Raw genomic sequence first — 24529 nt, 5'->3', positions numbered from 1 at the left:
ACGGCCGGGGCACCACGGTGCCCCGGCCGTACCGTCCCGACGACCGCCACCGAAGGAACCCCTCATGACCGCTGCGCTGCCGTTGCTGCTGCGCTCGCACCCCCACCTCACCACCGCCTCCGCCGAATCCCGGGACTTCCAGGCCCGCGTCGGGCATCCCGCGGCGACGGATCCGGCGCCGTGTGTCCTCGTCCTCACCCGGGCCGCCGACCGCGAGATCGACGAGCTGTCGCTGTGGCTCGCCGCCCGCGGCATCGCGCTGGTGCGTCTCGACAGCGACCGGTGTGCCGACACGGACGTGCAGTGGGATCCGTTCGCCGGCCTGCTCACCCGCGACGGCCGGACGTTCCGGCCCCGGGCGTGCTGGCTGCGCTACTTCGACGTCGACGCACTGCGCACCGCGCAGACCACCCCCGACGCAGTGCAGCACGTGCGCGACCAGTGGCAGGCCCTCGTCGCCGCCCTTGCCGCGCACCCCGGCCTGCACACGCTCAACTCCGGGGCCCGGCCCGGAACCCCCGACCGCCTGACCCAGCTCGCCGCCGCCCGCGCGGCCGGGCTGCGTGTGCCCGCCACCCTCGTGACCACGCGGCTCGACGTCGCGGCCCGGGCCCTGCCGGGGCCCGGCGACCTGCTGGTCAAGAGCCTCGGCCGGCACTGCGTCGAACCGCAACCCGGCCGCCTGCGGGGCGTCTACCCGCAGCGCGTCAGCCGCGCGTCACTCGACGGCGAACACCGCACGGGCGCACCGGTGCTCGTGCAGGAGTATGTGGCCGCCGACCGGGAGCTGCGGATCCACGCCGTGGGCGGAACGCTGATCGGCTACGCGGTCACCCGGCCCACCCCCGAGTCGCTGTGGACCCGGCCGGAGTCGATCACCGTGCGGCGCTGCGACATTCCCGCCGACGTGGCCGCATCGCTGCGGACGCTCCTCGACCGGTTCCGGCTCGACCTCGCCGCCTTCGACCTGCTCGACACGCCCGGCGGCCCGGTGTTTCTCGAGGTCAACCCCGAATTCGACTGGCGCTGGACCGAACACGGCGCCGGTGCCACCGACACCACGAACGCGGTGCGCGCCCTGATCGCCGCCGCGACCGCCCCCGCCCCCCGAGGAGAGAACCGATGACCCGCGTCGCCGTTGCCGAGTATGCGGTGCTGTTCTGGCGTGACGGCACGCTGGTGTGGGACGACTACCTGCACCACCGGCAGTTCGCGCTCACCCCCGACAGCGAGCGGGTGCTGCGCTGGTTCGCGTCGTGGCGCGAACTCGACAGCATCGCCGAACTGGGGGAGCTGCCGCTCGGAATCGCTCGCCGGCTGCTCGAGGCGCAGGTCCTCGTCGCCGAGGGATCGGCCGAGCACGTCGAACAACAGCAGATGCTCGCCGAGTGGGGCACGTGGGGCCCCTCGGCCCGCTACCTGCACTTCGCGGCCCGCACCGGCTCCGACGTCCGGTTCGCCGACGTGCTCGACGACGAGCTGCGGTCGGCGGCCAAGGCGAGCGAGCAGCCCGCCCCTGCGCCGGCCAAGTCCTACCCGCAGCATCCGATGATTCCCGTGCCCGGCGACCGGCCGGACTCGTCCGGGTGGCGGCGCCCGGGACTCGTCGACGCCCTGTTCGAGCGCCGCTCGGTCCGGCAGTTCACCTCCGACCCCGTGTCCCTGGACGCGGTGGGCACCGTCGCCCGCGTCGCGACGGGACCCGTCGAAGTGATCGACCATCCGCAGGTGGGGCAGGTGCTGTTGAAGACCAGCCCGTCCGCCGGCGCCCGCACCCCCATCGAGCTGTACCTCTACGCGAACCGCGTCGACGGGCTCGCGCCGGGGTTCTTCCACTACGCGCCGCTGCGCGGCGGGCTGGAACGGATCGGCGACAGCGTGCCCGGCTCCGTGCTGGGCGCGGCGCTCGGCGAGCAGCCGTGGCTGTCGGACTGCGCGGCGTTGCTGATCTACACGGCGGTACCGGCCCGGACCCGGTGGCGGTACGAACGTTCCCGCGCCTACCGCGACATCCTCATCGAACTCGGCCACGTCAGTCAGACCGTCCTGCTCACCGCCACCGCGCTGGGCCTGGGCGCGGTGACGGCGACGGCGATGCGCGACCGCGAGCTCGAGGACCTGCTCGGCTGCGATCCCACCGCCGAGCCGGCCCTGGCGGTCACCGCGCTGGGCCGCCCCGCCGCCGGACTCGGGTGACGCCCGTTGTCCGCCGGCGGTGGTGCGCTCCGCAACCCCGACTTCGCGCGGCTGTGCGCCGGTCAGGCGGTCGCGCAGCTCGGCAGCCGCGGCTACGGCGTCGCGATCATGTTGTGGGTGCTCGCGGTCAGCGGTTCGGCCGCGACGGTCGGGCTGGTCTCGACCGTGACGATGGGTGCCTTCACGGCCGCGACGGTCCCGGCCGGCTGGATCGTCGACCGCTTCGATCGCCGTCGCGTCATGATCACCGTCGACGCCTGCTCGGCGGCCGCCGCCGCGGTGCTCGCGGGCTGCGCGTGGCGCGGTCTGTTCCATCCGGTGCCCGTCCTCGTCGCGGTGTCGGTGCTCGGGGCGGGGTGGGCGGTGCGCGGACTCGCCGAGGACGCGGCTGTGCCGCAGGTGGTCGAGCGCGAGCAGATCGGCACGGCGTACGGGCTTTTCGAGGCGCGGGGGTACGCGACCGGGGTGGCCGGCCCGCCGCTCGCTGCGACCCTCTACGGTCTCGGCGCCGCGCTGCCCTTCGCGGGCCATGCCGTGTCGTTCGTGGTGGCGGGAGCGGCCGCGGCCCGGGTGCGCACCCCGCTGCAGGCGCCGCGCGTCCCCGGTTCCGCCGCGGAACGGCCGTGGGCCGCCATCCGGGACGGGTTGCGGTGGTTCGCATCCCACCCGTTCGTTCGCACCACCGCGGCGCTGACGGCCGTCGCCGAGTTCGTGGTCAACGGCTGTGGTCTGGTGGTGGTCGTGCTCCTGGCCGGCAGCGGCGCGCCGTCCTCGACGGTCGGGATCGCGCTCGCCGTCGCGTACGGCGGGGGCATGCTCGGGGCGCTGGCGGTGCCGCGGCTCCGCCGCCGGATCCCGGCCCACCGTCTGCTCGTGCTCTCGGCGGGCCTCGGTGTCCTGGCGGTCCTCGCGGCGGCCACGGGGTCGCCGGTCGTCGCCGCCGCCGGTTATGCCGCCCTGCTGGCGGTGACCCCGTCGTGGTCGGTGGTGGTGACCGCACGCTGTGCCGAACTGGTGCCCGACGAGGTGCGGGGCCGGGTCGGCGCGGCGACCGGGCTGATCACCTCGTTGCCGGCGATGTTCGCCCCGCTGACGGTGGGCGTGCTGACGACGGCCGTCGGCGCGGCGAGCACCGCGTGGATGCTCGCCGCGCTCCTCGGCGGGGTGGTCGTGGCGACCGCGGTCAGCCGGACGGTGCGCCTACAGGCCGGCGAGCCGCTCCCGCGCCGCGCGGTACTCGGTGGCGAGCCGGTCGACGAGCTCGGCGGCGGGGACGACGGCGTCGACCGCGCCGACGCCCTGCCCGGAACCCCAGATGTCGCGCCAGGCCTTCGCCTTCGCGCCGGTTCCGGAACTCTCGCCGGTGCCGAAGTCCATGGCCGACGGGTCGGACACGGCGAGGTTGTTCGGGTCGAGCCCGGCGGCTTCGATGCTGCCGCGCAGGTAGTTGCCGTGCACGCCGGTGAACAGGTTGGAGTAGACGATGTCGGCGGCGGTGGAGTCGACGATCATCTGCTTGTAGCGGGCGTCGGCGTTGGCCTCGGCGGTGGCGATGAACGCCGAACCGACGTAGGCGAGATCGGCGCCGGCGGCCTGGGCCGCGAGGATCGAACGGCCGTGCGCGATCGAGCCCGACAGCAGCAGCGGGCCGTCGAACCACTCACGGATCTCCTGGACCAGCGCGAACGGTGACTGGGCGCCCGCGTGGCCGCCGGCGCCGGCGGCGACGGCGATGAGGCCGTCGGCGCCCTTGTCGACGGCCTTGCGGGCGAAGGTGTTGTTGATGACGTCGTGCAGGACGATGCCGCCGTAGGAGTGGATGGCGTCGTTGACGTCGGTGCGGGCGCCGAGGGAGGTGATGACGACCGGGACCTCGAACTCGACGATCGTGGCGAGGTCTTCTTCGAGGCGGTCGTTGGAGCGGTGCACGATGAGGTTGACCGCGTAGGGCGCGGACGGCGCCTCGGGGTGGTTGGCGTCGTGCTTGGCGAGGGCCTCGGTGATGCGGGTGAGCCACTCGCGCAGCATCGCCTGGGGGCGCGCGTTGAGCGAGGGGAAGGAGCCGACGACGCCGGAGGTGCACTGGGCGATCACCAGGTCCGGACCGGAGACGATGAACATCGGCGACGCCACGACGGGCAGGCGCAGCCGGTCTTGCAGGATCGAAGGCAGGGCCATGCGAATCTCCTTGGTGATTTCGGTGTTACGACTGCCCGAGCTGGGCGGCCATGAGCGGGATGAGGGCCTGCAGGCCCTTCAGCGGGCGGGCCATGACCTTGAACGAGATGATCCGGCCGCGGTCGTCCCAGCGGATCAGGTCGATGCCGTTGACGTGGATGCCGTCGAGATCGGCGGTGAACTCGAGAACCGCCGAGTCGTCGTTGTACCACTCGTCGACGTAGCGGAACCCCGCACCGGAGAACACGGTGAGCGCCGCCCGCAGGTAGGCGACGGTCTTGGCCTTGCCTTCCTGCGGTGTGAACACCGCGGGGGAGGAGAACACGGCGTCGTCGGCGATCAGGTCCTCGAGGGCGGCCATGTCCTCGTGCTCGACGATGTGATGCCAGCGTTCGACGACGGGGGGCCGGGTACGAGTGGTCATGGTTCCCTCTCTGTGTTCGTCGCTTCGAGCGTAGGGGCCGCGCCACTAAACAGTCAATGGTGACCGTTCACCCGCGGAACGGCGGTACGGGCAGATCGTCGCGGAACAGGTCCGGCAGGTCGGCGGACACACTGTCCGGGAACGCCGCGGGACGCTTCTCGAGAAACGCAGAGATGCCCTCGCGGGCGTCGCGCCCGACGCCGCGGAGGTTGATGCCGCGCGTCTCGATGCGGTGCGCGACCATGGGGTGCTCGGCGCCCAGCGTGCGCCACATCATCTGCCGCGAGAGCGCCACCGACACCGGGGCCGAGTGCTCGGTGAGGCTGCGGGCCAGCGCATACGCCCGCTCGAGCAGTTCGGCCCCGGGATACAGCGCATAGACGAGCCCGGCCGTGTGGGCCTCGGCCGCGTCGAAGATCCGTCCCGAATACACCCAGTCCAGGGCGGTCTGCAGCGGAACCAGGCGGGGCAGGAACCAGGTGGAGCACGACTCGGGGACGAGGCCGCGGCGGTTGAACACGAAGCCGATGCGGGCGTCGTCGGCGGCGAGGCGGAAATCCGCCGCGAGCGTCATGGTGATGCCGACGCCGACGGCCGGGCCGTTGATCGCCGCGATGATCGGCTTGCGGCACTCGAACATGCGCAGCACGACGCGGCCGCCACCGTCGCGCCGGACGTCGGCGGCCGTGTCATCGCGCCGGACGTCGGCGGTCGCGTCGTCGCTCGGCTCGTCGAGCCGCTGCGCGAACGTGTCGGCACCGCCGGAGAGGTCGGCGCCGGCGCAGAATGCGCGCCCGGCGCCGGTGAGTACGACGGCGCGCACGGAATCGTCGGCGTCGCAGCGGTCGTAGGCCGCGATCAGCTCGTGCTCCATCGTGGTGGTGAAGGCGTTGAGCCGGTCGGGGCGGTCGAGGGTGATGGTGGCGATGCCGTCGGCCACGGCGAGTGCGATGTGTTCCACGCCGGCCAGCATGACATGTTTACTGAACGATCGGTAGGTGTCAGGGCCGTGCACAGCGCGGCGCCCCCGTCACCACGGGAGTCGGCGACGGGGGCGCAGGGCGCGGCGTGCGGGCTTATCCGCGGGTCACGCGGCCGCGGCGGAACTCCCGGCCGCCCCAGATGCCGGACTGCCGGGTCTCGGTGGCGTAGGTGGCGCACGCGGTGGCAAGGGGGCAGCGGGCGCACACGTTGCGGGCGTAGTCGAACGACTCCGACGGGTCCGGGAACCAGGCGTCCGGGGTCGCGTCGCCGCGGCACGCGGCCAGGTCCCAGTCCGGCGTGGCGTCCGACGGGGCGAGCAGGTCGGTGAGCATCGTGGTCACGGGCAGGTCCTCCTTCCGAGGATGGGGATGCAGATCTGGTCGGGGCGGCGCAGGACTTGCGACGGATTCGCTGCCGCCCAGTGCGGTGTCTCGAATCCGCTTGTGGCAGATGGGTTCTCGGTGCCGTAAACGAAGTCGGAGCGGCGGTCACCGGACGAGGGGTGTCCGCCCGGCGGTCAGCACCTGCCGGGTGGTGCCGCCGGCGGCCCCGCATGTCGGGGCCCGGCCGGCGGAAGGATGCCCGCGACGGGATGCCGCATCGGCTGTCGCACCGGCGCAGCCGGGGGTGATGTGCACATCGCATGCCTCCTTCCGTGTCGTGGCCTTCCGTGTCGTGGCCGTCGTCGATCGGTCGGGTCCAACACGCCCCGCGGCCGGGTTCTTCCCGCCCGTGCGCGAACAGTGACGGGTACCTCATGACCCCGGCCTCCCTACATAGGTTTCGGCTATGGGTCGATACCCCGTTCGGACTTTGTCTCGGGCGCCGGTCCGGTGATCGACTCGACGGGACGTTCCGCCCCGTGCCCGGCCGGAACCCCGAGGATCCCGAGGAGACACCACGTGAGCGCTGTACTGACCGAGTTCGGCGACGGCATCGCCGTCATGACCATCAACCGGCCCGAGGCGCGCAACGCCGTCGATCTCGAGGTCGCCAAGGCGCTCGCCGCCGCCGTCGACGAGTTCGAGGCGCGACCGGACCTGGTCGTCGGGATCATCACCGGCGCCGGCGGCACCTTCTGCGCCGGCATGGACCTCAAGGCGTTCACCCGGGGCGAGCGGCCCTCGCTGCCCGGACGGGGATTCGCCGGGCTCACGGAGCGGCCGCCGACCAAGCCGCTGATCGCCGCGGTCGAAGGCTGGGCACTCGCCGGCGGGTGCGAGCTCGCCCTCTCGGCGGACCTCGTCGTCGCCGCCCGGGGCGCCAAGTTCGGCCTGCCCGAGGTCAAGCGCGGGCTCGTCGCCGCGGCCGGCGGTCTGCTGCGCCTGCCCAAGGTGCTGCCCTACCAGCTCGCCATGGAGATCGTGCTCACCGGTGACCCCCTCACCGCCGAGGTGGCGCACGCGCACGGCCTGGTCAACACCCTCACCGAGCCGGGCGCGGCCCTCGACGGCGCGCGGGCGCTCGCCGCCCGCATCAGCGGCAACGGACCGCTCGCCGTCCGTGCCTCCAAGCAGATCATGGCGTCGGCCGTGCAGTACACCGACGCGGAGGCGTTCGCGTCGCAGCGTGCACTCGTCGAGCCGGTGTTCGCCTCCGCGGACGCGCAGGAAGGGGCCCGCGCGTTCGCCGAGAAGCGCGCGCCGGTGTGGCGCGCGGAGTGACGGCTCCGGGAACCGCTACGACGCGAGGATCCGGGCCTTCTCGGCCTCGAACTCGGCCTCGGTCAGCACACCCTGCGTCTTCAGTTCGGCGAGTTCCTTCAGGGCGGTGATCCGGTCCATGCCGCCGGCGCCGCTCTCTGCGGGGGGAGCGGCGGCCGGCGCCGGGGCGGGCGGTGGTGGCGCGTACTGGGGCTGTTCCTCCGCCGCCCAGCGCCGGCCCTGGCGCCGGGAGACCCGGTTGGAAACAGCGGTGGCGGTTCCGGCCACCACGGCGGTGCGGGCGACCCCGCGAAGCAGTCCGGGCATGACGGTGTTCTCCTCGGGTGGGCGTTCGGCGTAGTCGGAATCGGATCCTGCTGCGGTGGTTCAGGTCTGGGCGTCGAGCGCCTCGAGTGATGCGAGGATGCTCTGAACCGGGATGCGGCCGGAGGCGACGAGTTGGGCTCCGTTGCGGCGCAGGGCGGCCGCGAAGGGTGCGGCCCAGGTGTTCTCGTAGACGACGATCGCCGCCGAGCATCCCGGTTCGAGAGCCGCACCGGCCTCGCCGAGGTCGGTGTCGTCGAGCAGGCCGGTGGCCGCCTCGGCGAAGAGGGTCACGTCGATGTCGCCCTCGAGTCCGACCTCGGAGATGTCGATCCCGCTCAGCGAGCCGTCGGTGTCCTTGCGGACGAAGGCGAGGTCGAGCACGCGGATGATTCCGCGCGCGACGAGGTCACGCAGCAGCGGCAGGGCCGAGCCGTCGGGCTGACGGTCTGCCGGGAACTCGACGACGAGATAGTCGATGGGACCTATTTCGTCGATGTCGGCATCGTTCACGGGTATACCTCTTTTCGCTGTGCCGGGAACGGGGCCATCGGGCCGTGTCCACCCGCGTCGACTCGGTGGCTGGTGCACGCGACCGACCCCGGCAGCCACCATCCTGCTCCGCTCGGTCCCGGAATGCCCTCGCTTCGGTCGATGTGGTGACCAAAGGCCTCTCGCATCCCTGGAATGCCGGTCGTCGGGCGGTCGAGGTCCGGCGAAGATCATCAACTCTATGCGAGGCGGCCGGTGGCGCGCGCACAATACCGTACGTCGGGCCGAATCGAAGGGAAGGCGATTGGCATGTCCCAGGACACGAGTGTCAAACACGATGTGGCGGCCGGTACCTCCATGGGCGCCGCGATCATTCTCGTCACGATCGGCATCCTCCAGGTCTTCCAGGGGATCGCCGCCGTGGCGGAGGACGAGTTGTTCGTCGTCGGGATCGAGTACACCTACAAGTTCGACTTCACCACCTGGGGATGGATCCACATCGTGCTCGGTGCGGTGATCGCTCTGGTGGGTTTCGCGCTGTTCACCGGCGCGACCTGGTCGAGGGTGGCGGCCATCGTGCTTGCGTCGCTGTCGATTCTCGCCAACTTCATGTGGCTGCCGTACTACCCGTGGTGGTCGGTGCTCATCATTGCGCTCGATGTGGTCGTCATCTGGGCGGTGGCCACGTGGAATCCGCGCCGGGACTACTACTGACCGCGGCACCGCCGGGCCGGGGCGTCGCCGATGACCGACGGTGAGGCCGGGCCGAGCCTGCCGGGGGTGGGGGGCCGCCGGTTGCTGTGGCTGGCTGTGCTGCGGCCGGCGCTCACCACGATCGTGTTGTTGATCGCGTACTTCGTGCTGCCGTTCGAGGATTTCGACGATGTCTCGGCCGTGGCAGTGCTCGCCGGTGGGTTCCTGGTGGTGTGCGCCGTGTGCGCCTGGCAGATCCGGCAGGTGCTGCGGTCACCGTACCCTGCCGTGCAGGCGATCGAGGCGCTGCTGCTGACGGTCGCCGTCTACCTGGTCGGGTACGCGACCGCGTATCACGTCCTGTCGTACAACGTTCCGGAATCGTTCGACGTGCCGCTCTCACGGATCGATGCCCTGTATTTCTGCGTGACCGTTTTCGCGACAGTGGGTTTCGGAGACATCGTCGCCACCACCCAGGCCGCGCGGGCGGTCGTCACCGCACAGATGGTCGGCAACCTCGTCCTCCTGGCGCTCGGCCTCCGGTTCCTGACCGCCGCCGTGAAGTGGCGCCAACAGCAGAAGAAGACGTGAGAGGGAGAACCTGATGACCGAGACCTCGAGAAGCGAGCCAGTGGTCGAACACCCCACCAGGGAGGAGCGGGCGGAACGGGGGCGGGCGGCCCGCAGCCGGACCCCGCTGTCCGCGCTCGCCGAGTTCGATACGAGCCGTCGCCCCGATCCGCTCGACCTGCTGGAGCGGCAGGCGACGTCCCGGGTGCCGGAGCTGGTTCCGGTGCGCTACGGCCGCATGGCAGAAACGCCGTTCTCCTTCTACCGGGGTGCGGCTCTGGTGATGGCGGACGATCTGTCCCGCGGGCCCACCACGACCGTCCTCACCCAGCTGTGCGGGGACGCGCACATGAGCAATTTCGGAATCTTCGCCACCCCGGAACGCAAGCTGACCTTCGACATCAACGACTTCGACGAGACCTACCCCGGCCCGTTCGAGTGGGACGTCAAGCGACTGGTCACCAGCCTCGTGATCGCCGCGCGGGACAACGGTTTCACGGGCAAGCAGCAGGCGCGCATCGCCCGCGCCTGCGCAGCGGAGTATCGCGAGACGATTGCCCGGCAGGCGGAGCGGGGAAATCTGGCGGTGTGGTATTCGCACATCGAGCCCAGCACCGAACTCACGGAACTGCGCGACGAACTCGACTCCTCCATGAAGAAGCGCCTGCGCAAGACGCTCGAGAAGTCGCGCCACCGGGACAGCGTCCAAGCGCTCGCCAAGTTGACCGAGGTGGTCGACGGCCGGCGCCGGATCATCAGCGCCCCGCCGCTCATCGTCCCCATCGAGGAGGTCCTGCCCGACGCGGACGCCGACGAACTCTACGCGGATCTGCACCAGCGCCTGCGTGACTATCGGTCGACGCTCCAGTGGGACCGGCGGGTGCTCCTCGAACAGTTCGAGTTCGTGCAGGCGGCGCGCAAGGTGGTCGGTGTCGGCAGCGTCGGAACCCGGGCCTGGATCTTCCTGTTGCGCGGCACGGGTGACGACGACCCGCTCTTCCTGCAGGCCAAGGAGGCGCAACGGTCCGTGCTCTCGTACTACGTGGACGGGCCCACGTTTGCCAACGAGGGCGAACGTGTGGTCAACGGCCAACGTTTGATGCAGGCGGCCAGCGACATCTTCCTCGGCTGGCAGCAGGGCCCCGGACCGGACGGCGTCCGGCGAGATTTCTACCTGCGTCAGTTGCGGGACGGCAAGGGCTCGGCGGTCGTCGAGGCGATGACTCCCACCGGAATGACGCTGTACGGGCGGCTGTGCGGACGGGTACTGGCGTATGGGCACGCCCGATCCGGCGACCGCATCGCGATCGCCGAGTATCTCGGTTCCGGCACCGAATTCGACGACGCCATCACGGCATTCGCGATCGCCTACGCCGAACAGAACACACGCGACCACGCCGCACTCCTCGGTGCGATCTCCGAGGGGCGGATCACCGCCCGGCGAGGTATCTGATCCTGTCGGGCCACCTCGCCGAGCTGGCGATCATGCCTCTTCCAACGCCTCACCGATTCCCTGGAGGAGGCGGTGGTGATGCGCCTCGGCCAGAAGGTGACCCGCGGTGAGAGCAACTGCAACCGGCCATTCGAGGAGCTCGAGGGCAACCAAGGTGCCGATACCCGCGAGGTAGGCGAGCTGCTCGGGTGGCGGAATGCTGATGCGGCCCATGATCGGCAGGTCCAGGACGAGGTGTTCGGCTTCGCGCAGCCGTTCGAGGGCGGGCCGAGGTGCTGTCGCAGCTGACGTCGTGGCAGTCATGAGAGCCTCATTCGCTGTAGGGTCCGAACCTGCGGATTCCGCCGCCATGTCACTGCCGGATCGGTGGAGGCCGGAGTGGCGCGATCGGCCCTCTGCGGTCCGGGCGGCTCCACGACGGTGCGCACGCCGTCGGGGGAGCCTGTTGGTGTTTCGTCGGCACGGTCAGCGCCGGTCTCTGCGGTCCTCTCGTCGATCTTCCCGGCGGTCGGAACGACGGCGGACACCGTGAGCGACCACCGCCGCCGTCGCGACGGTCGTGGCCGTGCGAGCCACGGGTGCGGGTCCGATCACCGCGGCGCGACGCATACGCCTGGCTGCGAGGGGCATGTCAGTCTCCTTCTTGTTCGTCGGCCTCGATTGCGGCCAGCAGGGCTTGTACGGGGATGCGGCCGCTGGCCACCAGCTGTCCGCCGGCCCTGCGTACCGCCGATGCGAACGGCGCGGCCCACAGGTTCTCCCACACCAGCAGGGCCGCGGTGCTGCCGGGCTCGACGGCCGCGGCGACCGCTTCGACGTCCTCCTCGCTGAGCAACATCGCCAGCTCGGCTTCGTAGGAGCGGAGCGCGCCGATCTCGCTCTCGTCCAGGTCGGCGAGCTCGAACGCTTCGAGCGATCCGTCGGCGTCCTTCTTCAGCAACAGCAGATCCAGTACGCGTACTGTTCCGCGTTCGACGAGGTCGTCGAGCGCGGGTGCGATCTCGCCTCTGAACCTGCTGCCCGGGAACTCCACCACGATCCAGTCCACCGGACCGAGTTCGTCGATGTCGTCGCCGAGTTGTTGTTGGACTTGTTCGGTCATCTCGTCATCTCCTCTGCCGAGCTGCCGTCCGTGGAATACCAAGGGCGACAGATCGTTCGTGGGTTCCACGTCCGACGGGCGGTTCTTCTACGAGCCGCCTCGTCTCGGATGGCCGGCTTGTCGGAGAGTCCGATGACGACCTGGCAAGTCGGTCTGCCGGTGTTTTCCGACAGAGTCGACGCTAGACCTGATGGCTGCGCCCGGAAAGGGGATCCGGTGAAGGCCGCTCGATCCGATGACCTACCGTGCCGGAAATGGACCCGAGCAAGGCAGATCGGATGTTCCGGACACAGATCCGGTGCCGCGCCGTCTACGCCTCGTGTGCCGGCTGCTGTTCGGGACGGGGGTGACGGCGGAACCATGCGGCGTACCGGTCGGCGAGGGGGGCGGCGGTGACCCCGTGGGCGAGGACCGACAGGCCCACGGTGACGACGGCGGTGAGCAGCAGCAGGTCCTCGTGGGGCAAGGCACCGGGTTCTTCGAGAATCAGGATGACGAAGACGATGGTGGCCAGTCCGCGGGGGCCGAACCAGCCGAGGAAGGCAAGGGTCGGGGTGCGGGCGTGGGTGCCGAGCAGCGACAGCGCGACGGGGACCATGCGGACGACGGTCAGGCTCAGCACGGCGTAGGCGAGCACCGGCCACGACAGGTGTCCGAGGGCCGGGCTGAGCAACACCGCCCCGAAGACGATGAACGTGACGGCACTGAACACATCCCCGGCCTCGTCGATCAGGTGGGAGACCTCCCCCTCGGCGCGGCGCCGGATCGCCCCGAAGGTCAGCCCGCCGACGAACGCGGCGATGAATCCCGAGCCGCCGAGGGGCACGGCGACGGTGTAGGCCAGCGTGGCGGCGGCCACCGGCACGATCTGAACCCACAACGGGTCGATCGTGCGGTGCCGCCCGGCGAGGATCAGCACCGCCGCCGCGACCGCTCCGGCACCTACCCCGGCGACGATGCCGTAGCCGATCTGCTCGGTGACCAGCCGTACGGCTGCACCGCCGCCGATTGCCCCGGACTCGGCGCGTGCGATCGCCAGCACGATCAGGAACAGCGGTACGCAGATGCCGTCGTTGAGGCCGCTTTCGACGTTGAGTCCCTGGCGCACCCGCGACGGCAGGATCGGCAGGGTGACCACCGCCTGCCCGAGAGCGGCGTCGGTGGGCGCGAGGAGCACGGCGAGCAGCAGCGCCTCGGGCCAGGAGAGGTCGCCCAGCACGAGCACCGCGGCGCCGAACCCGGCCGCGATGGTCAGCGGTAGTCCTATACAGAGAAGGCGTGCAGGAAGTGAGATTTCGGCTCGTAGAGCGGTCGGGTCCACGCGGGCGGCGTCGGAGAACAGCACGAGGGCGAGGGTGACCTCGGCGAGAAGTTTCACCGTTTCGCTGGTGGCCTCGATGTCGATCAGCCCGGCAGCCTGTGCGCCCAGCACGAGGCCGCCGACAGTGAAGACCATCGGGGCCGTGATGGAAGTGCCTGCGACCCGTCCGGAGATCGCCGCGAATACGAGCAGGATTCCGGCGATCGCCGGAAGCGCCCAGGTCACGATGCCCCCTTCGCGGGCGGAGGGCGGTGGCGGGGTGCGTCGGCCGGCCATCGGCGTCCGCGCGGCAGAACGAGAGCTGCCACACCCAACCACAGCGGAATTCCCATGAACACCAAGATGATCCACGTCATGAGTCGGGTCCTTCTCGCCTCGCCGCACCGGATTTCCGGGACCGGCTCGACCGGAGGGGCGGCGTCGTCATATTCTGCCGAATCCGAGACATCGTGCGAAGAACTTCGGCGGATCGGGCCGTTTGCATGGTCGGCGATTCGGACGGTCGGTACGCTCGAGATGCCGGAGACCGACAGGTCTGCTCGAGATCGGGAGCGTCGCCATGGCAAGGACCCACCACGGAAAGATCGCCGTCGACATCCGCGACTCCGTGCCGGACTGGGCGCCGTATCTGCCTGCGCAGGCGCCCGAGGGCGCCCCGAACGTCCTGATCATCGCGTGGGACGACGTCGGGTACGGCAGCATGGACATCTTCGGGGGCCCGATCGAGGCACCCACCATGCGCCGCATCGCCGACCGGGGTGTGAAGTACTCGAACTTCCACACCACCGCGCTGTGCTCCCCGACGCGGGCGTCGCTGCTGACCGGGCGAAACGCGACGACCAACGGCATGGCGACCATCGCCGAGTTCAGCTCCGGGTTCCCGGGCATCTCCACCCACATTCCCTTCGAGAACGGGTTCGTCTCCGAGGTGCTGGCCGAGCAAGGGTGGAACACCTACTGCGTCGGCAAGTGGCACCTGACCCCGGGCGACGAGACGAACATGTCGGCGGTCAAGGCCCGGTGGCCGTTGGGCCGCGGGTTCGAGCGGTTCTACGGCTTCCTCGGCGGCGAGTCGAGCAGCTGGTACCCCGACCTGGTGTACGACAACCATCCGGTCGACGCCCCCGGCACCCCGGAGGACGGCTATCACCTGTCGAAAGACCTGGCGGACAAGGCAATCGAATTCATCCGCGACGCCAAGGTCGTCGACCCGGACAAACCGTTCTTCATGTACCTGGCCCCGCAGGCCGGGCACGCCCCGCATCACGTGTTCACCGAATGGGCCGACCGGTACAAGGGCAGGTTCGACCAGGGCTACGAGGCCATCCGTGCCGAGATACTGCAGCGGCAGAAGGACCTCGGGTTGCTGCCCGAGGGCACCGAGCTTTCCCCGATCAATCCGCACGGGGAACCGGCCACCACCGGACCCGACGGACAGCCGTGGCCGCTGCTCGACACCGTCCGGCCCTGGGACTCGCTCACCGCCGACGAGCAACGCCTGTTCGTACGGATGGCCGAGGTCTTCGCCGGCTACATCTCCTACACGGACGATCAGCTCGGCCGGGTGATCGACCTGCTCGAAACGACCGGCGAGCTCGACAACACCCTCATCGTCGTGGTCTCCGACAACGGTGCCAGTGGTGAAGGAGGGCCGAACGGATCGTTCAACGAATGGCGTTTCTTCAACGGGGTTCCCGACACCACCGAGGGCACCCTGCCGCACCTCGACGAGCTCGGCACACCGCTGTCGTACAACCACTACAACACCGGCTGGGCGTGGGCCTTCGACACACCGTTTCCGTACTGGAAGCGCTGGGCCGGCTACGAGGGTGGCGTCGCCGACATGTGCGTGCTCTCGTGGCCGGCGCGGATCGACGCCTCGGCCGAGCCCCGCCCGCAGTACGTCCACGCCGTCGATGTCGTCCCGACGATCTACGAGTTGCTCGGCATCACCCCGCCCGAGGTCCTGAAGGGGTACACCCAGAGTCCGCTCGAGGGAGAGAGCTTCGCGTCCTCGCTGACCGATCCCGCAGCGCCGGGCAAGGCCGTGCAGTTCTACGCGATGCTGGGGCAGCGCTCGCTGTATCACGAAGGGTGGCTCGTCTGTTCCGTGCATCCGCCGCTGTCCGGGTGGGGCCACTTCGACAAGGATGTGTGGGAGCTGTACCACCTCGCGGAGGACCGGGCGCAACTGCACAACCTCGCCGACGCCGAACCCGAGCGGCTGGAAACCCTGAAGAGCCTGTGGTTCTACTACGCCGGCCGCTACCACGGGCTACCGCTGGACGACCGCAGCGCCCTCGAACAGGTGCTCGCCGAACGCCCCCGCCCGGGAAAAGCGCGAGACCGCTACGTCTACTACCCGGACTGCGCGGACGTCCCCGAGGCGGCCGGTGTCGCCATCACCGGACGGTCCTACACGATCGTCGCCGGAGTCCACGTGGACTCGGCCGATGCCGAGGGCGTCCTCTACGCCCACGGCGGCCTGGCCGGCGGCCACAGCCTCTACGTCAAGGACTGCCGTCTGCGCTATGCCTTCAACTGGGTCGGCACACACCTGCAGACCGTGGTCGCCGACCGGGACATCACTCCCGGTGCCCACGTGTGCACCGCCGAATTCGCCGTCGCCGGGAAGAACACCGATCCGGCGATGCCGGGCTTCGCCGGCACCCTGACCCTCTACGTCGACGATCAGCAGGTGGCCACCGGTGAGATCGTCACCCAGCCGGGGGTGTTCTGCCTCGTCGGTGACGGTATCTGCGTCGGGCGGGACAGTGCCTCTCCGGTCACCCCGGACTACGTGTCCCCGTTCCGGTTCACCGGGGGAACGATCGACAAGGTCGTCGTCGACGTTTCCGGCGAACGCTATGTCGACCACGAGGCGCAGGTGCGGGCCTGGTTCTCGATCGATTGACCGGCGCTGCTCAGCGGCCGCGCACGATGCAGCGGAATCCGATGTGGCAGGTGGAGGTTTCCGCGCTTTCCCCCTGCCTGGCTGCGGGCCGGTAGCGCAAGCAGTAATTGGGGGCGCAGAGGTGCGATCCGCCCTTGATGACCCGCCGGGGATGGGCCTCGGCACCGGTCTCCGGCGCGAGCGTGCGTGGGTTGGCGGGAATGCAGCACGCCGTGGCGGGGGCGGTGTCACGTCCGTCCGCCCCGTGACGAGCGGTGAAGTAGTCCGTCGTCCATTCCCATACGTTGCCTGCCACGTCGACCAGGCCGTAACCGTTGGGCCGGAAGCTGCCCACCGGAGACGTGCCGACGTACCCGTCTTCGGCGAGGTTCTGCCACGGGAACTCGCCCTGCCAGGTGTTGGCCAGGTACCGCCCCTTCGGGGTGTACTCGTCGCCCCACACGAACCGGGCCCGATCCAGGCCGCCGCGGGCCGCGAACTCCCACTCGGACTCGGTCGGCAGCTCCTTGCCCGCCCACCGAGCGTAGGCGAGCGCGTCGTAGTGGGACACGTGCGTCACCGGATGGTGTTCGCGGCCGCCGGCCGAACTTCCGGGGCCCTCGGGATGCCGCCAATCCGCACCGGGCACCCACGACCACCACCGGCGGTAGTCGTCGAGGGGTACGCGCCGAGCCGGCGGGGTGAACACCAGCGACCCGGGTACCAGCAGCGCCGGGTCGGCATCGGGATAATCGGCGGGTTCGGGCGCGACCTCGGCGGTGGTGACGTGACCGGTGTCCTTCACGAAACGCCGGAACTCGGCGACCGTGACCGGATGAATGTCCATCCAGAATCCGTCCACACTCACCTGGTGGACCGGACGCTCCTCGGGGTAGAACTCCTCCGACCCCATCCAGAAGGTTCCGCCCGGAATCCAGGTCATCTTCTTCGGTGCTCGACCCGCCGACGCCGCTGGCTGCATGCGTCGAGTATCTCGGAACCGGCTCGCTGCGAGCGGGTCCTCGGGATGCCGCGCAGGTCCGCGCAGGTCCTGGCCTGTCAGACCTGCATTCCGGTCTGTCCCGCGGATGCCTGTCCCAGAGCCGTGGCCTTGAGTTGCTCGAACTCCGCTTGGGTGATCACTCCCGAGTCGTACAGCGCCTTCGCATCGGCGATCTGCTCGGCCGGGGACTTGCCGGCCACCTGCCGGATGTACTCGTCGGTGGCCTGCTTGGTCTCCTGCTGGGCACGCATCGACCGCTCCGCCATGCCGCGGCCCCGGGCGATCAGATACACGAACGCGGTCAGGTACGGGAGGACGACCAGCCCGATCACCCAGAGGGCTTTGGCGAAGCCGGAAACGGTGTGATCGCGGAACAGGTCGACCAAGATCTGGAACAGCACGATCAGGTACGCCACGAACGCGAACACGATGATCGTGTACCACACGTAATCCCAGAACGAATCCATGATGTGCACCTCCTGTGAGCGGCTCCGGCGATGGACCGAACCTCCGCGATATCGGGCGACTCACATCGAGAATGACACCCCAACCGGCGTCTCCGCAGGGGATAAAGACCTTGAAACCCACCCCGACCCTGAAACCCACCGTCCCCCCGCGTGTCCTCGACACGAAGACGCCCGTACGCGGGCCGGGCCCGCATCCGACACGAACGCGGCGCGACCTGTGTCCGTTTCGAGACGTGCTCGCGGTCGAAGCGGTGATTCAATGGTGAGATGTGCAGATGGATGGCATATTCCGGCGACCCGATCCTTGCCGAGGATCTGCTGTTCCGCCCGCAGCACTCGCTGATCGATCAGAGCCTGCATTCGCGCCTCGGAGCCACCACCACCAACGGTGACGGTTTCGGCATCGGATGGTACGGGAGAGGGCCGGAGCCGGCGGTGTTCAAGAGCATCGATCCGGCCTGGAACGACCGGAACCTGCGCGAGCTCGCCGCTCAGGTGGAGACACCGCTGCTGTTCGCACACGTGCGGGCCTCGACCGGGACGCACGTCCAGCGCAGCAACTGCCATCCCTTCCGGCACGGGCGCTGGTTGTGGATGCACAACGGGGTCCTCAACGGGTTCCGGGAGATCAAACGCGAGCTCGTGCTGGCGGTGGATCCGGCGCTCTACCCCGACATCGAGGGCTCGACCGACTCCGAGATGCTGTTCTATCTCGCGCTGACGTTCGGTCTCACCGAGGACCCGTTCACTGCCGTCGCCCGGGCTGTCGGATACGTGGAGAAGATCGCGCACGCCCATGCGATCGAGCATCCCGTGCAGATGACCGTGGCGACCACGGACGGAGAGTCGATGTGGGTGTTCCGTTATTCCAGCGAAGGCAAGAGCCGATCGCTGTTCTTCTCCACCAAGCTCGCCAGGCTCCTCGAGCTGCATCCCGAGGTGGAGGTGCTGCACCAGCTCGGTGCCGAGACCCGCTTCATCGTCTCCGAACCGCTGCGCGATCTGCCGGACGCATGGAACGAAGTACCCGAGTCCTCCGCGGGCGTGGTCCGGCCCGGCGAGGACGAGATCCGGCCGTTCCGGCCGCTCGCACCGGTGTAGGCCCGGCGGAGCAGAGCCTCTGCGTCGGGGTAGGCGGGACCGGGTGCAGACCGTGCCGGGAGACAGGGGACTCCAACAGGTCCCCGTCCCTGATCAACCGAATCGAGCGATGACCTTGTGCCCTACGCCACAGGCCCTCGCCGGCGGAACACTGTAGTCAAGTAACTGCAGGAGTTTCGAGATGAACGCAGAGCAGCCCCTGGCCCTCCGGTTATGGCGCCGCGCTCCGTGGAGCGGCAACCCGCTGATGCGACGATCCGAGCGAGTCGAATCCGCACTCGTTCTGGTCGTCGCGATGTTCGTGCTCGTCATGGTGCCCCTCGCCGCCGCGTACGGGACGGCGACCTACGCGCGGGTCGGCCAGCTTGCGCTGGAGGAACGCCTGGAACGCCACCAGGTGACGGCGATCCTCCTCGAGGAGCCGGGACCGACGGGCACCAGTTCGATGACGGACACTGCGACCCGGGGTCCGGGGGACCCGGACCGAGCGACCGCGCGGTGGACGACCGGGACCGACGAAACGCGCACGGGGAAGGTGGAGACGCCCTTCGGCGCGAAGCCGGGCGAGACGATCGACATCTGGATCGATTCGACCGGTGATCCCGTCGCCGCGCCCAGGACCGGCTCGGACGGCGTCGTGGCCGGTGTCAGTGCCGCACTCACGGTGTGGGGGGTGGGCTCCGGCATCGCCCTGCTGCTCCTCTACGGAGTTCATCGTGTCGGCGTGCGGCGGAGGCTGTCGGCATTGGATCGCGAATGGAACGAAACCGGACGGAGCCCGGGATGGACGTTGGGTTGACCGCCCCCGGGTCTGCGGGCCGGGGGTCTGCAGGCCGGTCAGCAGCGCACACGGCGATGCTCGGCAGCGCGGAGAGGATTCCTCGATCCGGTCGCAGCACAAGAAGATACGCGGGGAGGCCGAGATGAGCGACTGGGTCTGCCGGTTGGTGGTGTCGACGGAATCCGGCGACAGTCCGGCTCAGCTGCATATGGTGCTCCGCGACGATCTCACGGACGCGGAGGTGCTCGCCCGTGTCCTCGGCCTGGTTCACGAGTTCTATGGTCCCGGCGTGCAGGTCGACGACCTGAAGCCCGAGTCCTGGGCGCAGACCCGAACTGCGTCCCCGGTCCGTTCACCCGGCGGATGAGGGAAAAGGAGGCATACAGCAAGACATTTCACACAGTCACATCGAACTGCATCTCGGACTCGTGCCGCCGGAGGGCACGCTTCGTCCGTGCTGCCGTGCCTCTGTCACCGAGTGGAAAGAGAAGACGATGGACAGCGACATTTCGCGCAGCGGCACGGGCACCGCTCCGCTCGACACCGCCGAGCGGGCCGAGCTGGAGCGGTTGCGGGCCGAGGTGGCCGCACTGCGGGCGCGGACAGAGGCCGCGCCCGAGGCCCCGCCGCCACCCCCGCCCGTATCGCGTCCGCCGCGGCACGCGCTGCGCTGGACTGCGGTGGCGATTCTGACGGTGCTGGTCGCACTGCTGGCGATCGCGTCGGTGACGGCGCGGTTCGTGCGCAGCGAGATCCTCGACACGGACCGGTACGTCACCACGGTGGCCCCGCTCGGTTCCGATCCCGCGGTGCAGACCGAGATCGCGGGCACGGTCACCGACGAGATCTTCGCGCGGGTCGATGTCGAAGGCCTCACGTCCGACGCGCTGACCGCCCTGACCGATGCCGTTCCGGCGACCGCGGACGCGCCGCGCGTGGACCGGGCGGTGGAGGGGCTCGCGCCGGTGATCGCCGGGCAGGCACGCAACTTCGTGTACGAGACGGTGCTGTCGCTGGTGCAGACCGACCAGTTCGAGGATCTGTGGATCCAGGCCAACCGTGCAGCGCACACCGGGCTGGTGGCAGTCGTCACCGGTGAGGGCGGCCCGTCCTCGGTAACGGTGGACGAGAGCGGCACGGTCAGCATCTCCCTCGGCACGATCATCGACAACGTCAAGGCCCGCCTGCTGGACCGGGGATTCTCCTTCGCCGAGAAGATCCCGGACATCGACAAGCAGTTCGTGCTGTTCCAGTCGCCGGAGCTGATCAGGGCGCAACGGGCGGTCAGCGCTCTGGACACGGCGTCGGATGTGCTGCCGTGGCTGACGATCGCCGCCGCGGTGGCCGCGGTGGCCGTGGCTCCGCCCGGGCGTCGCCGTCGTGCCCTGGCGTTCGTCGGGACGGCACTGCTCGTGGGGATGCTGATCCTCGCGATCGCGCTGATCGTCGCCCGATCCCTCTATCTCGGCGACATTCCCCCGGACGTGCTGTCCCCGGACGCCGCCTCGGCGATCGCCGACACGATGCTGGTGCCGCTGCGGACCGCACTGCGGGCGGTGGCGATCCTCGGCCTGGTGATCGCGGTCGGGGCGTACCTGACCGGGGGATCAGCCTCCGCGACTGCCGTCCGTCGCGGATTCGGGCGAGGCATGGACGCGGTGCAGCGGTCCCGTAAGCCGCGGCCACCGAACCAGGTGGAAGCCGGGGCCTACCGGGCCCGGACGGCGTTGCGGCTGGCGATCATCGGCATCGCCGCCGTGATGCTGATGTTCTGGCGGTACCCGACCGGTCTCGTGGTCGTGTGGATCGTTCTCGGTGCCCTGCTGGCGTTGCTCGCGCTCGAGGTGCTGATCCGGCCGGCACGAACCTGGGAGCAACCGACGGAGATCGTGCCCGACGCGGACTCGAAGACCGGGACGTGAGCCCGGTGGACGCCGTTCCCGGCGACGAGGTGCCGGTCTCTCGCCGATGGTGGGCGCGTGCGGCGTTCGCCGCCGTCCTCGGCGCTGCCGCCGTTCCGGTGATCGTCGCGGGCCTGCGCGGCGCCCTCGCACTCCTGGCGGTGAGCGTGACGGTGGCAGCGGTGACGGTCGCGGCTCTCTACTGGTTCCTCGCGAGCCGGGGGCTGCTGCGCGCGCTGTCACTGGGTCTCGCAGTGGTCGCCCCCCTCGCGCTGCCCGTGCTGTTCGTGCGGGAGCGCGTGCTCTGGGTCGCGTTGGTGTCGGTCGCGCTGGTGCTGCTCGCCTTGGCGTGCGCGCGGGCGGCCCTGCGCCGTGACACAGAGCAGGGGATGCCCGAGTACCCCGCCGCGCCGGTCCACCGCCCGTTCCTGGTGATGAACCCCCGTTCGGGGGGCGGCAAGGTCGTGAAGTTCGATCTGCAACGCAAGGCCGAGGAACTCGGTGCCGAGGTAGCCCTGCTCGCGGGACCGGGGCCCGTCGACGTCGAGGCCCTGGCCCGGCAGGCGGTGGAGCGGGGCGCCGACCTGCTCGGTGTCGCCGGGGGCGACGGGACACAGGCCCTGGTGGCGGCGATCGCGGCCGAGCACGGTCTGCCGTTCCTGGTGATCAGCGCCGGCACACGGAACCACTTCGCGCTGGATCTGGGACTGGACCGGGAGGACCCGGCCGCAGGCCTGGACGCTCTGCGGGACGGGGTGGAACTGCGCATCGATCTCGGCAGGATCGGGGGACGGGTGTTCGTCAACAACGCCTCGTTCGGCGTCTACGCCGACGTGGTGCAGAGCCCGGAATACCGGGACGACAAGGCCGGGACGGCCCTGCGGATGATGCCCGACCTGCTCGCTCGCGACAGCGCCACCCGGCTGAGGGCCCGCATCGACGGCGACACGACGGTGGAAGGCGCGCAGGCCGTCCTGGTGAGCAACGACCCGTACGCGACCGACGACCTCGCGGGGCTGGGACGACGGCCCCGGCTGGATCGCGGGGTGCTCGGGGTGGTGACGATCTCGGTAGCCGGCGCGGGGCAGGCGGTCGACCTGCTGCGCCGCACGCACAGCCGGGGGCTGGTTCAGCGCGTGGCCACCGAGGTGATCGTCGACGCGGAGGCACCGGAGATTCCGGTCGGGGTGGACGGGGAAGCGCTGATGCTGCCCACGCCGGTGCGCTGCACCGTCGAGCCGCAGGCGCTGCGGGTGCGGGTGCCCCGGCGCCGTCCGGGAACCCTGGTCTCGGCGCCGACCTGGGACTGGGCGCGGCTCCGGGACCTGGCCTTCCGGCCTCAGCGCTCGTCGTCGGTCTCGTCGGGCCTGCGCTGACCCTCGCCGGGCCGTGCGCCCACCGGCCGGCGCGGTAGGGATCCGGTGCCGAACAGTGCGGCGACGGTGATCAGTGCCGTGACGGCGAAGGCCACCTGCAGGGCCTCGAGCCGCGCGTCCGAGTTGACCTCCACGATCGCATCCGCGGTGGCCTCGTCCACCCCGGCCTCGTCCAGGGCACCCTCCAACTGGGTGTCGGACAGGAACGGCACCCCGGCAGCCATGTCCGTGGTGGCCTGCTGTTGCACCGATTCCGGCACGGCCGGGTTGTTCTCGATGCCGGCGATGACGGAGGTGGTCAGGGTGGCGATCAGGATGGAGCCGATCAGGGCGGTCCCCAGTGACGCGCCGAGATTGGTCGCCGTGTTCTGCAGACCGCCGACCTCGGCGCTCTGCGAGTCCGGCACCGCGGACACCGTGACCGCACCGAGCTGGGAGGCCAGCGCACCCAGTCCGAGACCCATCAGCAGCATCGGGATCGACACGACCGCCGCATTTGCGCCGGGATCCATCCCACCCACGAGGATGAGGATGCCGACGACCATGATCCCGAGGCCGATCCGGACGATGCGCCGGGGATTCGCCTGGGGTCGCAGCTTGGGGATGCCGACCGCGGCCAGGACCAGAGCGATCGACAGCGGAAGGATCCGCACACCCGTCTCGAGCGCACTGAGTTCGAGGACCACGGACAGGAACAGGGGGACGGAGAAGAACACCCCGGCCTGAATGAGGAATTGGGCGAAGAACATGCTCAGACCGCCGGTGAGCTGACTGTTCCTCAGCAGCGCGGGGTCGACCAGCGGTTCGCCGCCCGTCTTCGCCAGGTACGTCTCCCGCCGCAGGAACAGGTAGAGCACGAAGAGTCCACCCAGCAGCAACCAGATGACGGGGGACAGTCCCAGGATCGCCGGTCCGCCGGGTTTGGTCTGGATCCAGCCCCATTCGCTCGAGCGCAGCACGCCGTAGACGAACATTCCCAGGCCGGCGACCGACAGGAGCGAGCCGACGAGGTCGAGCCGGATCCGCTGCGGTGGAATGTCTTCCACGCGACGCAGCGCGAGCAGGATCAGGACGACGATGACGACCTCGCCGAAGAAGACGTAGCGCCAGGACGCGAACGTGGTCACCGCCCCACCGAGCAACGGCCCCACCGCGACTGCCGCGGCACCCGCCGCGGCCACCAATCCGTAGGCGGCGGGGCGGCGTTCGGCGGGGAAGTTCGCCGCGACCAGGGAAACGATCGCGGGCATGATCAGGGCGGCGCCGATGCCCTCGAGCAGGGACCAGCCGATGAGGAGGACGGTGAGATTCGGCGCGATCCCGGTGACGAACGACCCGGCGCCGTAGATGATCAGGCCGAGCCCGAACGCGCGGCGCCGCCCGAGGATGGTGCCGATCTTGCCGCCGGTGATCATCAAGCTGGCCATCACCAGGGTGTAGAGGGTGATGGCGGTCTGGATGCCGGTGATGGTGGTGCCCACGTCCGCGGCCACTGTCGCCATCGACACGTTCATCACGGAGCTGTCGAGCGTCATCAGGAACTGCCCCGCAGCCAGTACTGCGAGCACCAGTGCGGAACCCGAGGCCACCGCCGGACCCTTCGGCGAACTGTCAAGACTCATGCATC

The 24529-nt window shown here is 69.9% G+C and carries 24 protein-coding genes and 1 pseudogene; 13 read left to right on the top strand and 12 right to left on the bottom strand.

Annotated elements, in window-relative coordinates; genetic code table 11:
* Nucleotides 1-64: 64 nt before the first annotated feature.
* The 3 genes and pseudogenes from OCS65_RS00235 to OCS65_RS00225 form a co-directional block, all read left to right on the top strand.
* Nucleotides 65-1126, top strand: a complete 1062-nt coding sequence (locus OCS65_RS00235) for an ATP-grasp domain-containing protein (RefSeq protein WP_263508381.1) — start codon at nt 65-67, stop codon at nt 1124-1126.
* Complete coding sequence (locus OCS65_RS00230; RefSeq protein WP_231772163.1) at nt 1123-2196, top strand: SagB/ThcOx family dehydrogenase; 1074 nt, start codon at nt 1123-1125, stop codon at nt 2194-2196. The genes OCS65_RS00235 and OCS65_RS00230 overlap by 4 nt, the downstream gene beginning before the upstream one ends.
* Before the next feature lie 6 nt (nt 2197-2202).
* A pseudogene (locus OCS65_RS00225) lies at nt 2203-3345 on the top strand (MFS transporter); the annotation flags it as partial.
* A 51-nt stretch (nt 3346-3396) separates the two neighbouring features.
* Here the strand turns inward: OCS65_RS00225 and OCS65_RS00220 are convergent.
* The 4 genes from OCS65_RS00220 to OCS65_RS00205 all read right to left on the bottom strand — a co-directional run bounded on the left by OCS65_RS00220 (nt 3397) and on the right by OCS65_RS00205 (nt 6123).
* Nucleotides 3397-4374, bottom strand: a complete 978-nt coding sequence (locus OCS65_RS00220; RefSeq protein ID WP_006944593.1) for an NAD(P)H-dependent flavin oxidoreductase — start codon at nt 4372-4374, stop codon at nt 3397-3399.
* Between the two features lie 25 nt (nt 4375-4399).
* Nucleotides 4400-4798 (bottom strand): nuclear transport factor 2 family protein, encoded by a 399-nt coding sequence (locus tag OCS65_RS00215; protein WP_006944592.1) that lies wholly within the window; start codon nt 4796-4798, stop codon nt 4400-4402.
* 67 nt (nt 4799-4865) lie between these two features.
* Nucleotides 4866-5759: a crotonase/enoyl-CoA hydratase family protein gene (locus OCS65_RS00210; protein WP_180987034.1), complete on the bottom strand. Its 894-nt coding sequence runs from the start codon at nt 5757-5759 to the stop codon at nt 4866-4868.
* 115 nt (nt 5760-5874) lie between these two features.
* The gene (locus OCS65_RS00205; RefSeq protein WP_006940478.1) at nt 5875-6123 is read right to left on the bottom strand and encodes a WhiB family transcriptional regulator; all 249 of its coding nucleotides are present in this window, start codon (nt 6121-6123) and stop codon (nt 5875-5877) included.
* Between the two features lie 561 nt (nt 6124-6684).
* On the opposite strand from OCS65_RS00205, the gene OCS65_RS00200 reads away from it, so the two are divergent.
* Complete coding sequence (locus tag OCS65_RS00200) at nt 6685-7446, top strand: crotonase/enoyl-CoA hydratase family protein (protein ID WP_006940476.1); 762 nt, start codon at nt 6685-6687, stop codon at nt 7444-7446.
* Between the two features lie 15 nt (nt 7447-7461).
* On the opposite strand, the gene OCS65_RS00195 is transcribed toward OCS65_RS00200, so the two are convergent.
* Together OCS65_RS00195 and OCS65_RS00190 are read right to left on the bottom strand one after the other, a co-directional pair.
* Nucleotides 7462-7752 carry an SHOCT domain-containing protein gene (locus tag OCS65_RS00195; protein WP_029546956.1) on the bottom strand — a complete coding sequence of 97 codons (291 nt, stop codon included), beginning with the start codon at nt 7750-7752 and terminating at the stop codon, nt 7462-7464.
* Between the two features lie 60 nt (nt 7753-7812).
* On the bottom strand, nt 7813-8262 hold the full coding sequence (locus tag OCS65_RS00190; RefSeq protein WP_006940473.1) for a DUF6325 family protein: 450 nt from the start codon (nt 8260-8262) through the stop codon (nt 7813-7815).
* Between the two features lie 288 nt (nt 8263-8550).
* On the opposite strand from OCS65_RS00190, the gene OCS65_RS00185 reads away from it, so the two are divergent.
* Genes OCS65_RS00185 through OCS65_RS00175 form a run of 3 tightly spaced genes read left to right on the top strand, consistent with a single transcriptional unit; the run spans nt 8551 to nt 10957 of the window.
* Nucleotides 8551-8955 carry a DUF7144 family membrane protein gene (locus OCS65_RS00185; RefSeq protein WP_043798307.1) on the top strand — a complete coding sequence of 135 codons (405 nt, stop codon included), beginning with the start codon at nt 8551-8553 and terminating at the stop codon, nt 8953-8955.
* Nucleotides 8956-8985: 30 nt separating this feature from the next.
* Nucleotides 8986-9525 carry a potassium channel family protein gene (locus tag OCS65_RS00180; RefSeq protein WP_006940470.1) on the top strand — a complete coding sequence of 180 codons (540 nt, stop codon included), beginning with the start codon at nt 8986-8988 and terminating at the stop codon, nt 9523-9525.
* A 13-nt stretch (nt 9526-9538) separates the two neighbouring features.
* Nucleotides 9539-10957, top strand: coding sequence for a DUF2252 domain-containing protein (locus tag OCS65_RS00175; RefSeq protein WP_043798309.1), 1419 nt, complete (start codon nt 9539-9541; stop codon nt 10955-10957).
* Nucleotides 10958-10987: 30 nt separating this feature from the next.
* Here the strand turns inward: OCS65_RS00175 and OCS65_RS00170 are convergent, their stop codons facing one another.
* From OCS65_RS00170 to OCS65_RS00160, 3 genes are all read right to left on the bottom strand, one after another.
* Nucleotides 10988-11260 (bottom strand): hypothetical protein, encoded by a 273-nt coding sequence (locus OCS65_RS00170; protein WP_006940466.1) that lies wholly within the window; start codon nt 11258-11260, stop codon nt 10988-10990.
* 328 nt (nt 11261-11588) lie between these two features.
* Nucleotides 11589-12059, bottom strand: a complete 471-nt coding sequence (locus OCS65_RS00165) for a DUF6325 family protein (protein WP_029546959.1) — start codon at nt 12057-12059, stop codon at nt 11589-11591.
* Nucleotides 12060-12369: 310 nt separating this feature from the next.
* On the bottom strand, nt 12370-13605 hold the full coding sequence (locus tag OCS65_RS00160) for a cation:proton antiporter (RefSeq protein WP_263508372.1): 1236 nt from the start codon (nt 13603-13605) through the stop codon (nt 12370-12372).
* Nucleotides 13606-13939: 334 nt separating this feature from the next.
* On the opposite strand from OCS65_RS00160, the gene OCS65_RS00155 reads away from it, so the two are divergent.
* Entirely contained in the window at nt 13940-16294 is a 2355-nt protein-coding gene (locus OCS65_RS00155; RefSeq protein ID WP_102800067.1) for an arylsulfatase, read from the top strand.
* Nucleotides 16295-16304: 10 nt separating this feature from the next.
* Here OCS65_RS00155 and OCS65_RS00150 read toward each other — a convergent pair whose 3' ends face one another.
* Nucleotides 16305-17216 carry a formylglycine-generating enzyme family protein gene (locus OCS65_RS00150; RefSeq protein WP_006940454.1) on the bottom strand — a complete coding sequence of 304 codons (912 nt, stop codon included), beginning with the start codon at nt 17214-17216 and terminating at the stop codon, nt 16305-16307.
* A gap of 116 nt (nt 17217-17332) precedes the next feature.
* The gene (locus OCS65_RS00145) at nt 17333-17743 is read right to left on the bottom strand and encodes an SHOCT domain-containing protein (protein ID WP_029546963.1); all 411 of its coding nucleotides are present in this window, start codon (nt 17741-17743) and stop codon (nt 17333-17335) included.
* A 279-nt stretch (nt 17744-18022) separates the two neighbouring features.
* On the opposite strand from OCS65_RS00145, the gene OCS65_RS00140 reads away from it, so the two are divergent.
* The 5 genes from OCS65_RS00140 to OCS65_RS00120 all read left to right on the top strand — a co-directional run bounded on the left by OCS65_RS00140 (nt 18023) and on the right by OCS65_RS00120 (nt 22902).
* Nucleotides 18023-18844, top strand: a complete 822-nt coding sequence (locus tag OCS65_RS00140; protein WP_043798319.1) for a class II glutamine amidotransferase — start codon at nt 18023-18025, stop codon at nt 18842-18844.
* Nucleotides 18845-19025: 181 nt separating this feature from the next.
* The gene (locus OCS65_RS00135; RefSeq protein ID WP_161996333.1) at nt 19026-19643 is read left to right on the top strand and encodes an Rv1733c family protein; all 618 of its coding nucleotides are present in this window, start codon (nt 19026-19028) and stop codon (nt 19641-19643) included.
* A gap of 124 nt (nt 19644-19767) precedes the next feature.
* Nucleotides 19768-19992: a hypothetical protein gene (locus OCS65_RS00130; RefSeq protein WP_006940443.1), complete on the top strand. Its 225-nt coding sequence runs from the start codon at nt 19768-19770 to the stop codon at nt 19990-19992.
* Between the two features lie 127 nt (nt 19993-20119).
* On the top strand, nt 20120-21547 hold the full coding sequence (locus OCS65_RS00125; RefSeq protein ID WP_043798321.1) for a hypothetical protein: 1428 nt from the start codon (nt 20120-20122) through the stop codon (nt 21545-21547).
* Nucleotides 21544-22902 (top strand): diacylglycerol/lipid kinase family protein, encoded by a 1359-nt coding sequence (locus tag OCS65_RS00120; protein ID WP_043798325.1) that lies wholly within the window; start codon nt 21544-21546, stop codon nt 22900-22902. The genes OCS65_RS00125 and OCS65_RS00120 overlap by 4 nt, the downstream gene beginning before the upstream one ends.
* Here the strand turns inward: OCS65_RS00120 and OCS65_RS00115 are convergent.
* Nucleotides 22866-24524 carry an MFS transporter gene (locus tag OCS65_RS00115; RefSeq protein ID WP_006940435.1) on the bottom strand — a complete coding sequence of 553 codons (1659 nt, stop codon included), beginning with the start codon at nt 24522-24524 and terminating at the stop codon, nt 22866-22868. The genes OCS65_RS00120 and OCS65_RS00115 overlap by 37 nt on opposite strands.
* Nucleotides 24525-24529 lie beyond the last annotated feature (5 nt).

Source organism: Rhodococcus aetherivorans (assembly GCF_025722975.1).
GTDB classification, from domain to species: domain Bacteria; phylum Actinomycetota; class Actinomycetes; order Mycobacteriales; family Mycobacteriaceae; genus Rhodococcus; species Rhodococcus aetherivorans.
This window is presented reverse-complemented; position numbering and strand designations above follow the sequence as displayed.

Excerpts from the sequence above, each read along its gene's own strand:
- OCS65_RS00195 (WP_029546956.1), bottom strand. The coding sequence starts at position 7,752 with ATGCCCGGACTGCTTCGCGGGGTCGCCCGCACCGCCGTGGTGGCCGGA.
- OCS65_RS00115 (WP_006940435.1), bottom strand. The coding sequence starts at position 24,524 with ATGAGTCTTGACAGTTCGCCGAAGGGTCCGGCGGTGGCCTCGGGTTCC.
- OCS65_RS00150 (WP_006940454.1), bottom strand. The coding sequence starts at position 17,216 with ATGACCTGGATTCCGGGCGGAACCTTCTGGATGGGGTCGGAGGAGTTC.
- OCS65_RS00185 (WP_043798307.1), top strand. The coding sequence starts at position 8,551 with ATGTCCCAGGACACGAGTGTCAAACACGATGTGGCGGCCGGTACCTCC.
- OCS65_RS00125 (WP_043798321.1), top strand. The coding sequence starts at position 20,120 with ATGGACAGCGACATTTCGCGCAGCGGCACGGGCACCGCTCCGCTCGAC.
- OCS65_RS00170 (WP_006940466.1), bottom strand. The coding sequence starts at position 11,260 with ATGACTGCCACGACGTCAGCTGCGACAGCACCTCGGCCCGCCCTCGAA.
- OCS65_RS00140 (WP_043798319.1), top strand. The coding sequence starts at position 18,023 with ATGGCATATTCCGGCGACCCGATCCTTGCCGAGGATCTGCTGTTCCGC.
- OCS65_RS00165 (WP_029546959.1), bottom strand. The coding sequence starts at position 12,059 with ATGACCGAACAAGTCCAACAACAACTCGGCGACGACATCGACGAACTC.
- OCS65_RS00215 (WP_006944592.1), bottom strand. The coding sequence starts at position 4,798 with ATGACCACTCGTACCCGGCCCCCCGTCGTCGAACGCTGGCATCACATC.
- OCS65_RS00180 (WP_006940470.1), top strand. The coding sequence starts at position 8,986 with ATGACCGACGGTGAGGCCGGGCCGAGCCTGCCGGGGGTGGGGGGCCGC.
- OCS65_RS00155 (WP_102800067.1), top strand. The coding sequence starts at position 13,940 with ATGGCAAGGACCCACCACGGAAAGATCGCCGTCGACATCCGCGACTCC.
- OCS65_RS00230 (WP_231772163.1), top strand. The coding sequence starts at position 1,123 with ATGACCCGCGTCGCCGTTGCCGAGTATGCGGTGCTGTTCTGGCGTGAC.
- OCS65_RS00135 (WP_161996333.1), top strand. The coding sequence starts at position 19,026 with ATGAACGCAGAGCAGCCCCTGGCCCTCCGGTTATGGCGCCGCGCTCCG.
- OCS65_RS00130 (WP_006940443.1), top strand. The coding sequence starts at position 19,768 with ATGAGCGACTGGGTCTGCCGGTTGGTGGTGTCGACGGAATCCGGCGAC.
- OCS65_RS00145 (WP_029546963.1), bottom strand. The coding sequence starts at position 17,743 with ATGGATTCGTTCTGGGATTACGTGTGGTACACGATCATCGTGTTCGCG.
- OCS65_RS00220 (WP_006944593.1), bottom strand. The coding sequence starts at position 4,374 with ATGGCCCTGCCTTCGATCCTGCAAGACCGGCTGCGCCTGCCCGTCGTG.
- OCS65_RS00175 (WP_043798309.1), top strand. The coding sequence starts at position 9,539 with ATGACCGAGACCTCGAGAAGCGAGCCAGTGGTCGAACACCCCACCAGG.
- OCS65_RS00235 (WP_263508381.1), top strand. The coding sequence starts at position 65 with ATGACCGCTGCGCTGCCGTTGCTGCTGCGCTCGCACCCCCACCTCACC.